This is a genomic window from Microbacterium aquimaris, from assembly GCF_039531285.1.
GTDB classification, from domain to species: Bacteria; Actinomycetota; Actinomycetes; order Actinomycetales; family Microbacteriaceae; genus Microbacterium; species Microbacterium aquimaris.
Genome location: NZ_BAAAPT010000001.1, coordinates 1,498,480 through 1,515,467 on the forward strand (window position 1 = coordinate 1,498,480; position 16,988 = coordinate 1,515,467).

Consider the following 16,988-nt stretch of genomic DNA (forward strand, 5'->3'; position numbering starts at 1 on the left):
GAGCCGCGGCAACAAGCTGTCTTCAGTGCCGGCGGGCCATTCCCAGCGCGCTGACCGATGCGACAGCAATCGAGCTCGCAGCGACGAGCGCAAGACCGAGCGGCCCCGGAGCGTTCACGATACTCACGAGCGGACCGACGATTCCACCTATCGCGAACTGCGTCACACCCAGCACGCCGGATGCGGCTCCCGCTCGATCCGGTTGCGAGCGCATTGCCCACGCGACCCCAAGCGGCATGGTCACCCCGAGTGCAGCGACCATCACGAACAGGCACGCTGCGAGCGCTGGCCATTCGCGGACCCCGGCCCACCACAGGACCGCCATCATGGCGCACGCGGCCGCGGCGACAGGGAAGGCAGAGAGTACCACTCTCCGTACGCCGAATCGGAGCGCGAGTCGCCCCCCCATGTTGCTGGCGATCGCGAATCCTGCGCCGTTGATGCCGAACAGGATGCTGAACAGGATGCCGGTGAGTCCGTACGCCGAGCTGTAAATGAAAGAGGACGACAGAACGTACGAGAACATCGCCGCATAGGAGAACGCGACGACCAGGCACGGCCATACGAAGCGCGGATCGCGCAGCATGTCCCGATAGTCCGCAACCAATTCGCGAGGTCGAGGCGTTCGGCGTCGACTTTCCGGCAAGGACTCGCGGTACCCGAACGCCGCGTATGCCGTGAGAGCCACACCGATCGCGCCAAGGAAGACGAAAACGCCCTGCCAAGGCGCGAACAGCATGACGAGGGAGCCCAGTAGGGGGGACAAGATCGGCGCCACACCGGATGCTGCGCCGAGCCGCGCATACTGACGGATCAGTTCCTCACCCTCGGTCAGGTCGCGGATCACCGCGCGCCCAAGAGCCATGCCGATGCCTCCAGTCAAGCCCTGAACTGCTCGAAAAGCGATCATCGTTTCGATGTTCGGAGCTACGGCACAGGCGAATGTCGCGAGAGTCCAGACGCCCAGCCCCGCCACCAGGGGAAGCCGCCGGCCCACCGTGTCGCTGAGGGGGCCCGCGAAGAGCTGACCGACCGCGAGGCCGACCACGCACGCCGAGAGCGACGCCTGAGTACCTCCTTCTGTGGTCGCCAGAGTGTCGGCCATCTGCGGCAGCCCCGCCAGGAGGATGCTCATCGAGAGTGGGCCGAGGACGGATATCGCCGCGAGGAAAGTGAGGAGCCCCGGGCCGACGCGACGCGCCGACCCGGGGTCGATCATCTTCCGGCTCGACAGGGTCAAAACGCCTTCAGGTTGTCTTTGAAGTGCTCGTGCTCGTACTCTCCGCGCACGAGGCCGCGCTTGCGCAGAGCAGGCACAAGGCCATCGGCGATCGAGGCGACGCTACGCCGATCGATGTCATTCGCCATCAGGAATCCGTCGCCCCCGACGAAATCCATCGCTTCCCCCATCGTCTCCGCGACGGACTCGGGGGTGCCTACCAGCTTGATCGACTCCACGACATCCTGACCGAGAGCCAGCTCACGAAGGGTCTTGTTGGCGCCGTCCTTCGCGTATCTTGCCATCGAACTCTGGTGCCCGTTGACCTTCCCGGTGAGGTCAGGCATCGGCTCGTCGAGGTCGAACTGCGAGAAGTCGATGCCAGAGAAGTACGACATCGTGCTGAGTGCCTGCTCAAGGAAGGCGTCCGACTGTCGCTGTGCCCACTTCATCTCGTAGAGCTCCTCGGCGGCGCCCTGGGTGTCCGCCAGCACGGGATTGACCAGATAGAGGACCTTGCAGTCGTGAGGGTCGCGCCCGTGGGCGATCATTCGCCGCGAGATGTCCGCCCGGTATTCCTTCATCGCCTCGAGGCCCAGTGGCACACAGACGATCGTGTCGGCGTGTGCCGCGGCGAAGTCGCGCCCGGCGGGCGATCCTCCCGCCTGACAGATCACGGGGGTGCGCTGCGGCCCGGGCGGCGTGTTCAAGGGGCCGCGGGACTTGAAGAACTCGCCTTCGAAGTCGATGTGATGGACCTTGGTGTGGTCGGCAAAGATCCCTTCACTCTTGTCGTAAACGAGCGCGTCCTCGTCCCACGACTCAAGGAGTTGCGTCACCAGATCGATCCACTCACCAGCCATTCGGTAGCGCATGTCGTGCTCGTAGTGCATTTCCATGCCGAAGTTCTTGGCTGCGCCGTGGTTGCTTGACGTCACGAGGTTTGCCCCGGCGCGACCGTCGCAGAGGTGATCGAGTGTCGCGATCATCCGTGCCGCCATGAACGGCGGATAGAACGAGGTCGACATGGTCGGGATCAGACCGATGCGCGATGTGTGGTGTCCGAGGATCCCGATCAGCGCGGTGGGGTCGTTGCGTGGGGCCTCGAGCGGACCCTTCAGGTAGGTGCGCATTGACCCGCCGTAGGTGTCCGGTACCAGAAGTCCGTCTTCGAACATCATGTAGTCGAAGCCAGCACGTTCGAGCGACTTCGCCATGTCGATATACAGATCAGGCTTCATCCACTCCTTCTCGCCGACACCGGACCAGGTGCCTTTCCACGACTGAATCCCGTATCCGGAACCGACAAACCATCCGAGGTGGAACATTTGGTACTCGCTTTCTTGCGTTCGAGGCGTCCTTCGGCGTGGGCGAAGCGCGCGGCCTCGCCCACGCCTGGACGCTGATTGATCTACTGAGCGAAGGTGATGTTGGCGAAGTCGATCGCAGCCTCAGAGCGGTTCGCATATCCCTCGATCGCGAAGCTGAAGGCGGGGGAGGGCTCAATGAAGGCGATGGGGATCTTAGGTGATGCGGCCTGCCAGATCTGTTGTGCGGCGTTCCACTCAACTCCTGCCGCATCCGACAGTGCGTCCCCAGCTTCGACGCCGACAGCGACCGCGTCGTAGTACTCCTGGCTCTCCCACCCGGAATTGTTCAACGGACTCCCTGCGGTGTACGAGAGAAGAAGCTCGTATGGCGGCGACTGGCTGATCGCCTGGTCGCGCTGGATGTAGGCGTCGAAGTTGCGGCCGTAATACTGCTCGTTCGCCGTGGCTACCGGGACGGCATCGATCGTGACATCAAAGCCGGCATCGCCCGCGTATGTCTGGATCTGTACCGCTACTTCCTGTGCATCCGGCACGCCTTCAGAGACGAGGATGGAGACGGGGACCGGTGCGGTGTACCCGGCGTCCTCCAGTACTTCGAGAGCCCGCTCCGGCTGGTAGGAACCTTCTTCGATACCCTCGAGTGTTCCGCCCGGGTAGTTCGGATTGATGAAGCCGGTCATCGGCTCGGCCCGACCGAGATAAACCTGCTCGATGATCTCCTCGTAGGGCATGGCGTACCGGAACGCAGTCCGCACGGCCACGTCGTCGAACGGCGCTGCAGTCGTGTTCAGGATCGCCGAGGTGTAGTTGATTGAGTCGGCGAGGAACGTCTGTGCCGCGTCGGTCTCTTCCAGGTCGACGAGGTCCGCCGGCCGCAGCTGAACGGCGATGTCGACGTCGCCGTTCCCAACCAGGTTGGCCCGGGTGCCAGCATCATCGACAACCCGCTGAATCACCTGCTTGACTTCAGGCTCGCCAGCGTAATAGTTCGGGTTCGCGACGAGCACGAGCTCCTCACCAGGAGTGATGCTCTCGAGCATGTAGGCGCCGAATCCGTAGTTGCCGTTCTCCGCGGACCAGGCCACGGCATAGGGATCGTCCGCAGTCTCATGCGCCATGAGCAGCTCGCTGTCGTAGATGTCGGCGCTCACGTTGGCCAGAAGTGCGAGAAGCGTGAAACCGTCACCCGCCCGGTCGACGGTGATCTGCACGGTGTAGTCGTCGATCTTCTCGAACTGGCGCGCAGGGTCGACGATGGCTGGGGCCGACAGCAGGGGAGCGACGCTCGCCGTGTTCCACTTGCGTTCGTACGACCAAAGCACGTCATCTGCGGTGAGCTCGTTGCCGGCCTGGCTCAGGACTCCCTCGCGGAGATAGAAGGTGTAGACAAGGCCGTCGTCACTCACGTCGTACCCCTCCGCCAGTTCGCCTTCGAAGGTGAAGTAGTCCTGCTGGAGGTCACCTTCGTCATTCACGACATAGGGGTTCTGAATCAGTTGCGCATTGGTGTTGATTTGGTACTCGAACCCCGCGTAGGTGAAGTCGCCGTCGTCGTAGGCGAACGACGTGGGAAGCGAGGGAACCGCTTCGACGATCGTTCCCTCATTGTCCGACGAGGGCTCAGCGGTGTCGGAGCTGCCACCCGAACTGCAGGAGGCGAGCGTGAGTGCTGCTACAAGGGCAAGAGCTGCAGGTACCTGCGCTCTACGGGAGTTCTGTGGAAAGGCCACTCTCGGGGACATCGGGTTCCAATCGGTAGGGGGTGGAGGTGCTGCGAGGAACTTCAGGTGGCGTCGGGAGTCGGATCAGCGGCGCGACGATCCGCGTGCCGGGAAAGCCGTGAACGCGAGCGCGACAGCGGCAACGCAGGCAACGAGGGCGATCGCGGGGAAGGTGCCCGACCACCATCTGCCCACAGCGGCATCCGTCGCGCCGCGAGAGATCATGGCCCCCCACTCGGGAGTGGGCGGCGGGAGGCCCGCTCCGAGAAATCCCAATGCTGCGGTAAGGATGACGCTCACGCCGAACAAGACGGACATGTTGGATACTGCTGGTCCGCTGGAATTGGGCAGAACGTGCCGGAATGTGAGAGTCAGCTCGTCCGTTCCGGACATTCGCGCCGCATTGATGTAGGCCTCGCCTCTGACGCGGAGCACCTCTGTCCGGACAAGTCGAGCTTGAATCGGCGCGAGGATCACACCGAGGGCGAAGACGATAGTCGTGACCGATGGGCCGAAGAATGACACAAGTACAAGGCCAACAATCACGGAGGGAATTGCCTGGACAAAGTCAAAGACCCGCCCGGCGCCACGTGCGATACCCCCTCCGGCGCCAGCGCCGGACTCGTTCATGCCCACTAGGACACCTACTGCGATGCCGACCACCGTGGAGACCAAGACAACCGCGGTGGCGATGAAGACATTGAGCTGCGTCGCCGCCACCAGCTGAGAGAAGACATCTAGGCCGGTTGAGTCCGTCCCGAACCAATGGGCTGCGCTCGGCGGCTGCGAGGTCGGACCTGCCACACGTTCCGCGTCGTAGGGCGTGATGCTTGGGCCGATGATGGCGAGTACGGCCAGAAGTCCCAGGGGCACGAGCCGCACCCACCGGATGCCGTGTGGCTTTCTCCGCCGCTTTGTTGATGCAGAATCAGTGAGCGTCGCCATCATGACACTTCCGTCGTTCCAGGTCGGCGCCTCGGGTCGAGGAGCATATTGATGATGTCGACCAGGAGGAAGACCACGAGCGACACCGCGGCGATGACGACCAGGAACCCTTGCATCGCTGTGAGGTCGGCGCCAGCCAAGGCCTCAGTCAGATACTGACCCATGCCGCCGAACGAGAAGAGGGATTCGACGATCACGGCGCCCCCGACCAGGTAGCCGAATGTGGTTCCCACCATCGTGACGACGGGCGGGAGGGCCCGTCGATAAACGCTCGCGACGACTGCGCCGGGTGAGGCGCCCGTGGAGACACGGAACAGCGTCGCGGGTCGAACCAGTTCGGCATCGAGCTGCGCGACCAGGATGCGGAGCAACACCGCAGAGTGGGCGATCACCAGAACCGCGATCGGAAGGGCGAGGTGCGCGAGCATAGATCCGGTCGCCTCGGCGTCTCCCGAGAGCACGACATCCAGGAGCGGGAATCCTGTGACTTGCGGGGGTGAGGAGATGAACGGATCAAGGCGTCCGAGGGGAGCGGGCGCCCATTGCAACGTCGCGTAGAAGAGAAAAATCGCAAGGACTCCGACAGCGAAGTCTGGAATTGCGCCCGCGGCGCGGGAGTACGCCTTCACCATTGGCGCGAGAACCCGAACGGGTCGGAACACGGTGAAGTACGAGGCGATCAGGACAAGGACCACTGCCACGACCAGGCCCAGTGCGGCGAGCTCAAGAGTGGCCGGGAGCCGCGCAGAAAACTCGTCGGCGAGAGCCCGTTGCGTCAGCAACGACACCCCAAGATCGAGACGCGCGAGGGAGCTGACGTAGGCCACGAGTTGATCCCAGATTGTTCCGGACAGTCCCATCTGTTCCTGAACCCGTGCGTAAACCTCATCCGTCGCTTGGTTTCCCGTCACGGTGAGAACGGGATCGCCGGGGATCAGTCGCACAAGAAAGAACACGACGACGGCGAAGGTCAGCAGCTGAAACGGCAGGGCGACCAGCCGAAGAATCCACCAACGCTGCGAGCGAAAGAACCCCACTACTGCGCCCCACATGGAGCGCGAAGACTCTGCGGCAAGACTCGTCGATGCAAGCGTCACCATCACGTACCCACTTCCTGCTCGGGTGTCCTGTTGCCTTGCCGGTACGCGGCCAGGAGGCGAGCCGTGTATGGGTGCTCCGGGGCCTCGATCACACGTTGTGTCGGCCCGGTCTCGACCACCTTCCCCTGGTGCATTACGAGCAGTTCGTTGGAGATGAATGCTGTTGCAGGCAGGCCATGGGAGATGAAAGCGAGGCCAGTGTTGTGCGTGGTGCAGTACTCCTTGAGTTGATTCAGCACCTGCCCCTGCACCGAAACGTCCAGTGCGGATACCACTTCGTCGCACACGATGAACCGCGGTCGCACGACGAGCGCGCGCGCAATGGCGAAGCGTTGCCGCTGCCCGCCTGAGACCTCCTGGGGGTAGCGGTCCGCCAACGACGGGTCGAGGCCGAGCATCGCGACTGTCTCGTCAACGCGATCGCGCGTTGACGAGCGATCCAGCCCCGCGAGTTGTTGGGCGGGCCGACTCACCGCATCGCGCAGAGTTCGCAACGGATCGAAGGAAGACGATGTGTCCTGTGTGATCATCTGGACCTCGCGGCGGAATAGCATGCGCCGCGCGCGATACTTCACAAGGCTCTGAACGTCTTGGCCGTTGTAGATCACGGCGCCAGATGTCGGCCGCTCGAGACCGACGAGCATGAGGCCGAGGGTCGACTTCCCGGAGCCAGACTCACCGACGATGCCTAGTCGAGTCTGATTCGTGACCGTGAGGTTGACGTCATCAACTGCCCGATGAGAGCGGCTACCGTGTCCGAAGCTTCGAACAACCCCATCAGTGCGGAGCGTCGCCCTCCCATCGATCACCATGTGGCCCGCTCCGCAGCTGCGATTGTGGGTAGGAAGTCGAGGTTGGCACTTCCGAGAGTCGGGGTGCAGCGGAGCAGGCCTTCGGTGTACGGGTGTCGATTCCCATACCCGAGTTCGTTCACTGGGATGTCATCGACCATGTTTCCCTCGAGCATCACGAGCACCCGGTCGGCGTATTGCTGACACAGCTCGATGTCATGCGTGACGATGAGCAGCGCGGTGCGCGACTCTTCTGTCAGCTCCACCATCAGGTCCATCACGTCGCGCGCGAGCGATGCATCGAGCGCGCTCGTCGGCTCGTCTGCGATGAGCATGCGCGGCCGCCCGCAGAGGGCGAGGGCGAGCATGGCACGTTGCCTCATGCCGCCGGACAACTCATAGGGTTTGGCGCCCAGCACTCGGTCGTGGTCTCTCAGCCCGACACGGTCGAGCCAATAGTCGATACGAGTTCGCCGCTCGTTCTTTGGGACTCGACTGGGCGCGTTGCGCATGACTGCATGGAACTGGCTCCCGATCGTCCATACCGGGTCCAGCGATGTCATCGCGTCCTGGAACACCATCGTGAGGCCCGACGTTTTCCGGGGGACCCCGACTGACACCCGGCGTGTGAGGGTGTGCCCGTCGAACCTGATCGAACGGGCGCTGATGTCTGCCGAGGGGTCGACGAGAAAGCCAGCCAGCGCAAGAGCGAGCGTCGTTTTGCCGCTTCCGGACTCTCCAACGATGGCGACCCTCTCCCCGGCGCGCACGGCGAACGTCACGTCGTTCACAGCGCGTCGCGCGCTGTCGCCATAGCGAACCGCCAGGCCGTCAACCTCAAGGAGGTCGGGGTGGTCTGCTCTAGTCGTCACTGGAGGCCTCTCGCTGTCGCGCTCGGGACTTGTCATGCCCTGTGCATGGGGCTGTATCGCTTGCGACGAGATTGCGCGGTGAATGTTTCGGGTCGGACCGTGCGTCGTTTCCCTCGAATTACGCCAGGCCCGCCGCGTGGTGGGACCCGAATTACCGGGTCGCGGGCCCGATCTCCGCCGCTCAGGCGGGGATTCGGAACTCGCTTGCGGGCGTTCGACGGGCCTTGTGCGCCTTAGAGTGGATGGCCGGGGGTGTTGGCTACGTATCGAAACATCGCACTGGTCGGGCTGATCGCGACCACGCTTGTCGGGTGCGCTCCGGAGGCGGAGCCCGCGCCCACGGCCACCCCGGTCGCCGAGGTCACCCCGACCGCCACGCCGACCCCCACGCCTGACGCGTTCGACACGGTCACGTGCGATGACCTGCTCGCCGCCGAAGATGTCGCGACGGTGCTGGGTGAGGCCACGGTCGCCGCGGCCGAACCGACCTACCTGGGCGCGGTGCCGTTGCTCGGCGGCACATCCTGCACCTGGGAGGACTCGCGGACCCTGCCTTACAGCGTCACCGTGCTCAACCGGGCGGTCGTGCCGGACAGTGTCGTCGACGCCGGCTACGGGCCACCGGCCCGCTTCGCCACGATGGTCGAAGCGGGGACCAACTGGGTCATCGTCGAGGGTTATGACGAAGCCGCCAACGAGGCGCTCGCCGGCCTCGTGTCTTCCCGCGCGGCGGCATGGAACCTCGCCGACGAAGCCATCACCCCGCCCGTTGCGGTGGACTGCGAGGCGATCGCCACGACCACCGGCGCCGCACTCGGACAAGACGTGCGTCTGATCGGAACCGATGCCATCCCGCACGGCCCCACGTGGCTCAGCCTCGTCGACCACGACATGGCGGACTACTGTCCGATGAACGCCTTCGTCGAGGGCGCCTCCGCCGAGGACGTGAACGTGTTGGTCCTCTCCGGTCTGGCCGCCCCGGCGGACCCCGTCGGAGACGTCATCGACACCGGGTCAGACGACGCCTCCGCCACCATCAACGACAACGGCACTGTTCTGGTCGTCACCGCGTGGAACGGGGACGCGACCGTCACCGTCTCGAGCAGTTTGCTCGGAGGCGACTCCGCTCTGGCCATCGCGAACGACGTTCTCGAGTCGTTCTGACGCGGAGGCGTCCCGCGCCGGCGGATCGTCAGCGCTCGTCGCGACGTCGGCGACGTGTGAAGCCGACGCCGAAGCATGTGATTCCGAGGGCGCAGAATCCGACTCCGACGAGGCTGTCTCGGGTGGACAAGCTCCATGCGCCGAGCAGCAGCCACCCGACGCCCAGAACGCACATGGTCGTGGTCGAGGCCGTGCGCGTCATCGGGCAGGGGCGTCTGATCGATCGGACCGGGCGCGTTGGATCTCCTTCGTCCTCTTCTCGATGGCGAGGGCGCTGATGAGAGTGAGGGAGAGGCCCGCGACGAGAAAGGCGACCGCGGTGGCGGCAGTGGGCTCATCCGCGCTCCGCCCGGCCATAGAGGCGAAGCCCATCATCGAGAAGTGCACGGCGCTGATGGTGCAGAGAAGGGCGCCGATCAGTGCGCCGATCGCGCCCGGGCGTGTTTGGCTATGGGCGAGGGGGAAGATGCGCTTCGTCGATGTCATGATGTGGCTGGCGGTCGTCGACCGAGTCACCACCGTAACGCGGTGCGAAGCGCAGGTGAAGGGCCCCGACGTTCAGAGCGCGGACGCGATGTCGGTCTGCGCGAAGTCGTTGCCCTCGAACAGCAGCGGGGTGCCACGCGGCGGAGGCGATCGTCGCCGGCGTGGCGTCGAGAGCAACGACGCGGATATCCGCGCCCGCAGGACGACTGCAAGGTCGGGCGCGTGCGCGGTGCAGGAATGGGGTGTCTCGACGGCAAAGGGCAGGCTCGAGAGAAACTTCTCGATTTCTCCTGCGATCGGCAGTTTTCGAGGGCGGAATGTCGGTGGCCCTCCCTAGTCTCGGAGGAGATCGAACGGACGAATCGGGGCGCGATGGGTGACCAAGAGCAGCGTGAGGCGGATGCCTTCCGCGCGCGCGAACTCGTCGCTGAGGCCCGCCGGCTTCGTCAGGTGATCGCGGCGGCAGAAGCCGATCTCGCACGGACCCACGCGGACGCGTTCGCGCTCGCCGAGGAGCAGACGGGCCGCTTGCGTGATGCCTCTACACGAGAGCGCGAGATGCCGTTGCGTTCGATGGCGGCGGAGTTCGCCGTCGACGCGCGGACGAGTGACCGGACGATGCAGACGCACCTGTTCGAGGCGCACAGGACGGTCACGCAGTTCCCGGCCACGTGGGCGGCATGGCACGAGGGGCGGGTGTCACGGACACACGTTCGGGTGATCGTCGAGGCCGGGGCTGATCTCGATGACGAGCACGCGCGGGTGGCGTTCGAGCAAGACGTGCTCGACTACGCGGAGACGACGTCGCCAAACCGGTTGCGGTCGTATGCCGAGCAGGTCGCCGAGGCGCTGAATCCGCGGAGTATGCAGGAACGACACGACGAAGCCGTGCATGGCAGGCGGGTGTGGGTCGAAGACCTGCGCGACGGCATGTCGATGCTCGGCGCGATCGGGCCCTCCGTCGAGATCCACGGCGTCTACGACCGGCTTACGCGGCAGGCGAAGGCGATCAAGGCCGCCGATCGGGCCGCGCGGCGCGAGGCCGTGGAGGGTGGCGGCGGGCCCGCGGTCGCGGAGGCCGACGCGGGGCCCGCGGGCGTAGGGCCCGCCGGCGTGGGCGGCGGTGGGGGTGCTGACGCGGTGGGTGGCGGTGTCGATGGTGAGGTGTGGTTCGACGAGCGGACCCTCGATCAGATCCGCACCGACTTGCTGCTGGACATGATGCTCACCTCCACGCCGTCGGTTGATGGGGCCGGCGGTGTTGTCGAGGGTGGGTTGGGGGCGATCCGGGCGCACGTCCAGGTCACCGTTCCAGCCACCAGCCTCGCGGGAACAACCACCGGGGGTGCGGAACTGGACGGCAAGTGCGCGGTGGATGCCGAGACGGCGAGAATCCTCGCTGGGAACGCCCCCGGGTTCGACCGGGTGTTCCTCGACCCGATCGGCGGGGCGGTTCTCGCAGTCGATCGACGGCACGCGACCGCGGCGCAGAAACGGTACCTGATGGCCCGGGACGTGAGATGCCGATTCCCCGGGTGCCGGAGACCCGCGAGGGAGTGCGACTGGGATCACCGGGAGGACTATGCCCTCGGCGGGAAGACCGATGTCGAGAATCTCGGGGCGTTCTGCAAGAGACACCACACCCTGAAACACGCCGCCGGATGGACCGTGGTGCAGCATCCGGGTGGACGATTGCAGTTCACCGCACCCTCCGGACTCGAGTACACCGACGACCCACCACCACGGGTGATGTTCATCCCCGACCCACCGCCCGATCGGGGTCGGGCGGGTGTCGACGACGTGCGCGCGCCGTTCTGACCGATCTGACCCACGTGATTCCTCGGGGTTGGTGGTGAAGGGCGATCGCAGGCGTTGCGACCGCAGGCTGACCCGCCGGGTCGGCCGCACTGAGTGGCCTCCGGGATGTCTCTAGAGGTCTCAGGTGCGGAGCGTGCCGAGCCACTGACCGGGGTCGGTAGCGCTGGTCAGCGCGGTGCCGCTCACCAGCCAGTTCGCGCCGTGACGTCGGGCGCGCATCCCGCGCTCGCCGTCCACGCTGCCGTCCACCCCGCGGAGCGGGTGCGCCTCGAGCGTGCTGAGCACCGGGAGACGATGCTCGAGAAAGCCGCTCCCGGCCTTGCCGGGCGAGACGGTCATCACGAGGACAGCGACATCCGCTTCGAGCTCGGGCGGTACCTCGTCATCGGGGGAGATCGCGAGCCCGGGGCGAACGCCCCGCTCGCGGATGCGATCGTGCGCCTCCCGCCACACCGGGCTCTCCGCGTGCACCACGATCACGTCGCAGAACGTCGCCCATTCCTCGATCTCCGGCAGCGGGTCCGCAAGCATCAGATGCGCTTCTGCCGTCAGGCCCGTGCGCCGGGTGAGCTCCCTCGCGGTCTCCGGTGAGAACCCTCCCGACGGCCCCAGCGAGCCATCCGCACGATCCCAGTGCCAGACCGAAAGGCCCGCGGCCGCCAGCCGGTCCGCTTCCACGCCCAACTCCGCCGTGGGCACCGACCAGAGCGACCCCGCGACCCGAACGCTCATGCGCGCCCGGCCCGGTCGACCGGCGGGCCGGCGAGTGCTTTCTCGGCCAGCGCATGATCGGTGACCAGACCGCTGATGAGGCCCGCCCGCGCGACGGCGACGACCGCGTTGGTCTTCTGCTCGCCCGCGGCGACGGCCAGCACACGGGGGATCGCACGCAACTGGCCAGAGCTGATCGCGATCGTGCGTTCGGCGAAGTCCTCCGCCAATTGTGAACCGTCATCGGCGAGCAGAGTCGCCGAGACCTCGGCGACGACGCCGCGCTCGTGCAATTCCTCGCGCTCCTGGGGTGGGAGGAACTCGTACAGCTGAGAATCGGGCGGCTCCCACGAGCCCACCGAGACCAGCGCGGTGGTGACATCGGCGAACAGATCCATCGCCCGTGCGATCTCCGGCTGCTCGCGCAACGAACGCGCCGTGTCGGCGCTGGAGACCACCAGCGGGGCGAAGATCGGGTGCGCAGAACCGCCCGAGTTCTGAGCCATCAACCGCACCAACTCGACCGGTGACTGGCCGAGGTCCGATCCGGCCGCCCCGGTCAACTGCACGATCGACATACGGGGCAGGCGCGGAAGTTCCGTCGTCAGCGCGCTCAACGTCCGCCCCCACGCCAGACCGAGGACCTCGCCATCGCGCAGCGTGGCGCTCAGATGCTCCGCACCCGCGGAAGCGACCTGCCGACGCACACGCTCGGGATCGCCGTCCGAATGCACCACGACCACCTCCGACAATCCGAGGTGGGAGGCGAGCTGGTCCGACAGATCCGAGTCGACGGCGCCGTCGTCGTTCAGGGTGATCGTGACGAGTCCGCGTGCGCGGGACATCTCCAGCATGCGGGCGACCTTGAACCGTGAGATCCCGAACTCGTTGGCGATCTCGACCTTGCTGCGGTCCTCCAGGTAGAAGCGCCGTGCCACCGCGAGCAACTGACTGCGCTCCTGGACCGTCAGGTCCTCCGATGCTCCGGGCTTGTCCCGTGCCATGTTCGTCCCCCTCTGATGCGAGACGTTTGCGCTCTCGCTGTCGCAACTCTAGTATTGCACATATGGGCGGCACCGGCGCTCATATGAGCGAGGCTCACGATGACTGAAGACCCGGTTGCAAGGAGGCAGAGAAGGATGCGTCGACGCATACCGAACGAGGTGGGGATCGCAGCGGTCTTGGTGTTGGTGGTGCTGGCATTCAGCCTGCTCTCGCCGAACTTCCGCACCCTCGACAACGCGCAAGTGCTCTTGCTGAACGGGGCCGTGATCGCGTTCCTCGCCCTGGGGCAGACCTTCGTCCTGCTCACCGGGGGAATCGATCTGTCCACCGGCTCGAACGTCGCGCTCACCGGGATGATCGCCGCGTTGACGATGCAGGCCGGCATGCCCTGGTGGATCGCGGTCCTCCTCGCCATAGCCGTCGGTCTCCTGGTCGGCTCGATCAACGGCGCGCTCGTCTACTACCTCAAACTCCCGCCGTTCATCGTCACGTTCGCGACCTTCGGTGTGGCGGCGAGCATCCCGCTCATCCTCACGGGAGCCAGCTCGGTCAACGTCGCCGACCAGTTCTTCGCGATCATCGGTCGCGGATCGCTCTTCGGGATCCCCATGCCAGTCGTGCTCGTGATCATCGCCGCGGCCATCTTCGGCTTCGTGCTGCGCTTCACCTCCACCGGCGTGCACATCTACGCCGTCGGCGGCAACGCCGAGACCAGCCGCCTCGCCGGTGTCAACAGCGGCCGTGTCATCGTGCTCGCCTACGCCCTGAGCGGGCTGTCCGCGGCAATGGGCGGACTCATCGTCACCAGCCGCCTCATGGTCGGCTACCCCAGCGCCGGCTCCGGCAACGAGCTCTTCTACTCCATCGCCGCCGCGGTGGTCGGAGGCGTGAGCTTGTTCGGAGGCATCGGTTCGATCAGCGGCGCCCTCCTCGGAGCGCTCCTGATCGCCACGGTCTCCAACGGGATGAACGTGCTCGGCGTGCAGAGCTACTGGCAGCCGCTCGTGATCGGCGTCATCATCCTCGGTGGCGTCATCATCGACACCCACCGCCGTCAACTCTCCCTCAGCAGTCTTCTCGGCAGACTGCGCGGACCCCGCGGTGACCACCCCGATCGTCCCGCTGCACCACGTGCCGCAGCGGGAACCCCCGACGCCGTCGGTGCGACGGCAGAACCGACACGCACCGGCAGCTGACCCCCTGGGTGGGCCTGAGCCGCCCCACCCCTCCCCATACGAGGCTCACCACACATCACACCAAGGAGCAACCATGCGACGACGCATCACACTCACCGCGGCGGCGGCAGGCTTCGCCCTGCTGCTCGCCGGCTGCAGCGGGGCGATCGACACCGGAACCGGTGGCGACGCCGCGAGCGACGACGGCACGATCCCGCGCCCGGCTGCGTGCGACGAGGAGAACCCCTACCTCGCGGTGGCGCTGCCGAACCTCACCAACCCCTACTACGTCGCCATGAAGCAGGGCTTCGAAGACCAGGGCGCCGCGCAGGGCTTCGACGTCGAGGTGCAGATCGCCAACGACGACGACGCCCAGCAGCTGTCGCAGGTGCAGACCATGCTCCAGAAGGAGCCGTGCGCCCTCGCGCTCAACGCGGTCAAGTCCGAGCCGGCCGCGGCGATCGTCAAGGCGGCCAACGATGCCGGCGTGCCGGTGTTCACCGTGAACGTCACCGTCTCGCCGGAAGCCCTCGAGGCGCAGGGCGCGTCGATCGTGCAGTACCTCGGCGCCGACAACGCCGCCGGTGGTGAGCAGATGGCCGAGCAGGTGCTCGCCGACTTCGGTGACGACGCCGAGCTGACCATCGGATTCGTCACCGAACCCGACGAGGTGCCCACCGTCGAGCGCGACGGCGGGTTCGAGTCGGTGATCTCCAGCAACCCCAACGCCGAGATCGTCGCCACCGTCGACGGCAACGTCAAGCCCGACGACAGCCTCGCCGCCACGACCGAGATGCTCAGCGGAAACCCCGACATCAACGTCATCTTCGCCAGCACCGGCCCCGGCACCTACGGCGCCCTGCAGGGGCTCGACGGTCACCCCGACGTCTCCCTCTACGGTTTCTGCGCCTCGGAAGAGCCCGTCGAGGGCCAGTACAAGGGATGCGTCGCCCAGGAGCCCGAGTCCTACGGTGCCCAGGTCGTCGACCAGGTCCGTGAGTGGGTCGACGGCGCGACGCCGGCCGAAGAGATCCTCCTTCCGCTGAAGTTGTTCGTCACCGGCGAGACCCCCGCACCGGGCGAGGTCGGCTGACATGGCGGCGATGGACGCGGCCACCGGCGCCGCAATGGACACCGCGGCCGGTTCCGGCCTCGAGGTTCGAGACGTCGTCATGAGCTACACAGGCGTGACGGTGCTGAAGGGCGTGTCCATCGCCGTCCGGCCCGGCGAGGTCATCGGCCTGGTCGGGCACAACGGGGCGGGCAAGTCCACCCTCATGCGGGTGATCTCGGGGGCGATCAAGCCGGTCTCCGGCTCCGTCCTCCTCGACGGAGAACCCACACCCCTCGGGTCACCGATCGACGCTCTCCAGGCAGGGATCGCCACGGTCTACCAGGAACTGTCGCTGCTGCCGAACCTCACAGTCGCTCAGAACGTGTTCCTCGGTCACGAGCGCACTCGGGCGGGGATGCTCAGCAAGGACGAGATGCGCGAACGCACCCGAGCGCTCGCCGAGGAGTTCGGACTGAACGTCGACCCCGACGCGAAGGTCGGGACCTACCCGGTGGCCACACGACAGTTGCTGGAGATCGCGATCGCGACCCACCGCAACGCCCGCTTCCTGCTCCTGGACGAGCCCACCACGAGTCTCGAAGGAGCGCAGGTGGACCGGTTCCTGGAAATCGTGCGCTCGCTGTCGAACCGCGGCATCGGCATCATCCTCGTCGACCACAAGCTCGAAGAGCTCTACGCCGTCGCTTCCCGCGTGGTCGCGCTCGTGGACGGCGAGGTGCGCATCGACGCGAACGTCGGCGAGGTCTCCCGCCAAGAGATCGTCACCGCCATCGCCGGCGAGGAAGCCGTGGACCTGGCCGATCGCGCGACTCGAACGCCGCGGGTCGCACCGGAGCACACCCGTCCGGTCACCGTCTCGGTCGAACGCCTCGCCACCTCCGACATCTCCGACGTCACCCTCCGCGCGCACGAGGGGCGCGTGCTCGGGATCTACGGACTCGTCGGATCCGGGCGCACCGAATTGCTGCGCGCGTTGGTCGGACTCGACGGGATCAGATCGGGCCGCGTGACCGTTTTCGGCAAGCCCTATGCGCCGCGCGGACCCTCTGAGGCGATGAAGACCGGCGTCGTCTACGTCACCGAGGAGCGCAAGATCGACGGCATCGTGCCGCAGCTGGATTCCGCGACCAACGCGATGCTGCCGGTGCTGCACCGTGCATACCGTTGGGGTCGGCTCGACCGGGGGCGCCTGAGCGCCATCGCCGCCGGCTACATGGATCAGCTCAAGGTGAAAGGCGACCGCACCGGCCCGGTCGAGCGCCTTTCCGGCGGCAACCAGCAGAAGGTCATCTTGGCGCGCGCCCTCGCCCAGCAGCCCAAGGTGCTGCTGCTGGACGAACCCACCAAGGGTGTAGATCTCGGGGTCAAGGCCGACATCCACCAGATGGTGCGGCGCCTCGCCCATGAGGAGGGCCTGACGGTCATCGTCGTCTCCAGTGAAGAGGAAGAGATCTGCGAGGTCTCCGACGACGTCGTCGTGATGAGCAACGGCGTCTCCGACGGGACGGTCCTCGACCCCCACACCCTCACTCCCGCATCCCTGCGCCACGCGGCGTGGGACGCCGCCTGAAAGGA

General features: G+C 66.1%; 16 protein-coding genes. 6 read left to right on the plus strand and 10 right to left on the minus strand.

Annotated features, from left to right (window positions below):
• Window positions 1-22 precede the first annotated feature (22 nt).
• From ABD204_RS06915 to ABD204_RS06945, 7 genes are all read right to left on the minus strand, one after another.
• The gene (locus ABD204_RS06915; protein ID WP_194423910.1) at window positions 23-1,240 is read right to left on the minus strand and encodes a multidrug effflux MFS transporter; all 1,218 of its coding nucleotides are present in this window, start codon (window positions 1,238-1,240) and stop codon (window positions 23-25) included.
• Window positions 1,237-2,547 (minus strand): NtaA/DmoA family FMN-dependent monooxygenase, encoded by a 1,311-nt coding sequence (locus ABD204_RS06920; protein WP_194423911.1) that lies wholly within the window; start codon window positions 2,545-2,547, stop codon window positions 1,237-1,239. The genes ABD204_RS06915 and ABD204_RS06920 overlap by 4 nt, the downstream gene beginning before the upstream one ends.
• A gap of 83 nt (window positions 2,548-2,630) precedes the next feature.
• Window positions 2,631-4,292 (minus strand): ABC transporter substrate-binding protein, encoded by a 1,662-nt coding sequence (locus ABD204_RS06925; protein ID WP_194423912.1) that lies wholly within the window; start codon window positions 4,290-4,292, stop codon window positions 2,631-2,633.
• A gap of 63 nt (window positions 4,293-4,355) precedes the next feature.
• A complete protein-coding gene (locus ABD204_RS06930; RefSeq protein WP_206697153.1) occupies window positions 4,356-5,219 on the minus strand; it encodes an ABC transporter permease in 864 nt (287 codons plus the stop codon).
• Window positions 5,216-6,268 (minus strand): ABC transporter permease, encoded by a 1,053-nt coding sequence (locus tag ABD204_RS06935; protein WP_194423913.1) that lies wholly within the window; start codon window positions 6,266-6,268, stop codon window positions 5,216-5,218. The genes ABD204_RS06930 and ABD204_RS06935 overlap by 4 nt, the downstream gene beginning before the upstream one ends.
• 47 nt (window positions 6,269-6,315) lie before the next feature.
• Window positions 6,316-7,128 (minus strand): ABC transporter ATP-binding protein, encoded by an 813-nt coding sequence (locus ABD204_RS06940; RefSeq protein ID WP_194423914.1) that lies wholly within the window; start codon window positions 7,126-7,128, stop codon window positions 6,316-6,318.
• Window positions 7,122-8,015, minus strand: coding sequence for an ABC transporter ATP-binding protein (locus tag ABD204_RS06945; protein ID WP_194423915.1), 894 nt, complete (start codon window positions 8,013-8,015; stop codon window positions 7,122-7,124). Before ABD204_RS06945 ends, ABD204_RS06940 begins: the two co-directional genes overlap by 7 nt.
• Window positions 8,016-8,234: 219 nt before the next feature.
• On the opposite strand from ABD204_RS06945, the gene ABD204_RS06950 reads away from it, so the two are divergent.
• On the plus strand, window positions 8,235-9,143 hold the full coding sequence (locus ABD204_RS06950) for a hypothetical protein (protein ID WP_194423916.1): 909 nt from the start codon (window positions 8,235-8,237) through the stop codon (window positions 9,141-9,143).
• 28 nt (window positions 9,144-9,171) lie between these two features.
• Here the strand turns inward: ABD204_RS06950 and ABD204_RS06955 are convergent, their stop codons facing one another.
• Window positions 9,172-9,345, minus strand: a complete 174-nt coding sequence (locus ABD204_RS06955) for a hypothetical protein (RefSeq protein ID WP_322597534.1) — start codon at window positions 9,343-9,345, stop codon at window positions 9,172-9,174.
• A 60-nt stretch (window positions 9,346-9,405) separates the two neighbouring features.
• Between ABD204_RS06955 and ABD204_RS06960 the strand changes: the two genes are divergently transcribed.
• Together ABD204_RS06960 and ABD204_RS06965 are read left to right on the plus strand one after the other, a co-directional pair.
• Window positions 9,406-9,966, plus strand: coding sequence for a hypothetical protein (locus ABD204_RS06960; protein WP_194423917.1), 561 nt, complete (start codon window positions 9,406-9,408; stop codon window positions 9,964-9,966).
• Between the two features lie 35 nt (window positions 9,967-10,001).
• A complete protein-coding gene (locus ABD204_RS06965; RefSeq protein ID WP_194423918.1) occupies window positions 10,002-11,447 on the plus strand; it encodes an HNH endonuclease signature motif containing protein in 1,446 nt (481 codons plus the stop codon).
• Window positions 11,448-11,567: 120 nt separating this feature from the next.
• On the opposite strand, the gene ABD204_RS06970 is transcribed toward ABD204_RS06965, so the two are convergent.
• Window positions 11,568-12,179, minus strand: a complete 612-nt coding sequence (locus ABD204_RS06970; protein ID WP_194423919.1) for a beta/alpha barrel domain-containing protein — start codon at window positions 12,177-12,179, stop codon at window positions 11,568-11,570.
• Window positions 12,176-13,162: a sugar-binding transcriptional regulator gene (locus ABD204_RS06975; RefSeq protein ID WP_194423920.1), complete on the minus strand. Its 987-nt coding sequence runs from the start codon at window positions 13,160-13,162 to the stop codon at window positions 12,176-12,178. Before ABD204_RS06975 ends, ABD204_RS06970 begins: the two co-directional genes overlap by 4 nt.
• 135 nt (window positions 13,163-13,297) lie before the next feature.
• Here ABD204_RS06975 and ABD204_RS06980 point away from each other — a divergent pair, with 135 nt between their 5' ends.
• From ABD204_RS06980 to ABD204_RS06990, 3 genes are all read left to right on the plus strand, one after another.
• Window positions 13,298-14,359: an ABC transporter permease gene (locus ABD204_RS06980; protein ID WP_194423921.1), complete on the plus strand. Its 1,062-nt coding sequence runs from the start codon at window positions 13,298-13,300 to the stop codon at window positions 14,357-14,359.
• A 73-nt stretch (window positions 14,360-14,432) separates the two neighbouring features.
• Entirely contained in the window at window positions 14,433-15,431 is a 999-nt protein-coding gene (locus ABD204_RS06985) for a substrate-binding domain-containing protein (RefSeq protein ID WP_194423922.1), read from the plus strand.
• Window position 15,432: 1 nt separating this feature from the next.
• Complete coding sequence (locus ABD204_RS06990; RefSeq protein WP_194423923.1) at window positions 15,433-16,983, plus strand: sugar ABC transporter ATP-binding protein; 1,551 nt, start codon at window positions 15,433-15,435, stop codon at window positions 16,981-16,983.
• The last annotated feature ends 5 nt before the right edge of the window (window positions 16,984-16,988 follow it).

Coding starts and splice junctions, on each gene's coding strand:
- ABD204_RS06920 (WP_194423911.1), bottom strand. CDS start 2,547: ATGTTCCACCTCGGATGGTTTGTCGGTTCCGGATACGGGATTCAGTCG.
- ABD204_RS06925 (WP_194423912.1), bottom strand. CDS start 4,292: ATGTCCCCGAGAGTGGCCTTTCCACAGAACTCCCGTAGAGCGCAGGTA.
- ABD204_RS06930 (WP_206697153.1), bottom strand. CDS start 5,219: ATGATGGCGACGCTCACTGATTCTGCATCAACAAAGCGGCGGAGAAAG.
- ABD204_RS06935 (WP_194423913.1), bottom strand. CDS start 6,268: ATGTGGGGCGCAGTAGTGGGGTTCTTTCGCTCGCAGCGTTGGTGGATT.
- ABD204_RS06940 (WP_194423914.1), bottom strand. CDS start 7,128: ATGGTGATCGATGGGAGGGCGACGCTCCGCACTGATGGGGTTGTTCGA.
- ABD204_RS06945 (WP_194423915.1), bottom strand. CDS start 8,015: ATGACAAGTCCCGAGCGCGACAGCGAGAGGCCTCCAGTGACGACTAGA.
- ABD204_RS06955 (WP_322597534.1), bottom strand. CDS start 9,345: ATGACGCGCACGGCCTCGACCACGACCATGTGCGTTCTGGGCGTCGGG.
- ABD204_RS06960 (WP_194423917.1), top strand. CDS start 9,406: ATGGCGAGGGCGCTGATGAGAGTGAGGGAGAGGCCCGCGACGAGAAAG.
- ABD204_RS06965 (WP_194423918.1), top strand. CDS start 10,002: ATGGGTGACCAAGAGCAGCGTGAGGCGGATGCCTTCCGCGCGCGCGAA.
- ABD204_RS06970 (WP_194423919.1), bottom strand. CDS start 12,179: ATGAGCGTTCGGGTCGCGGGGTCGCTCTGGTCGGTGCCCACGGCGGAG.
- ABD204_RS06975 (WP_194423920.1), bottom strand. CDS start 13,162: ATGGCACGGGACAAGCCCGGAGCATCGGAGGACCTGACGGTCCAGGAG.
- ABD204_RS06980 (WP_194423921.1), top strand. CDS start 13,298: ATGCGTCGACGCATACCGAACGAGGTGGGGATCGCAGCGGTCTTGGTG.
- ABD204_RS06985 (WP_194423922.1), top strand. CDS start 14,433: ATGCGACGACGCATCACACTCACCGCGGCGGCGGCAGGCTTCGCCCTG.
- ABD204_RS06990 (WP_194423923.1), top strand. CDS start 15,433: ATGGCGGCGATGGACGCGGCCACCGGCGCCGCAATGGACACCGCGGCC.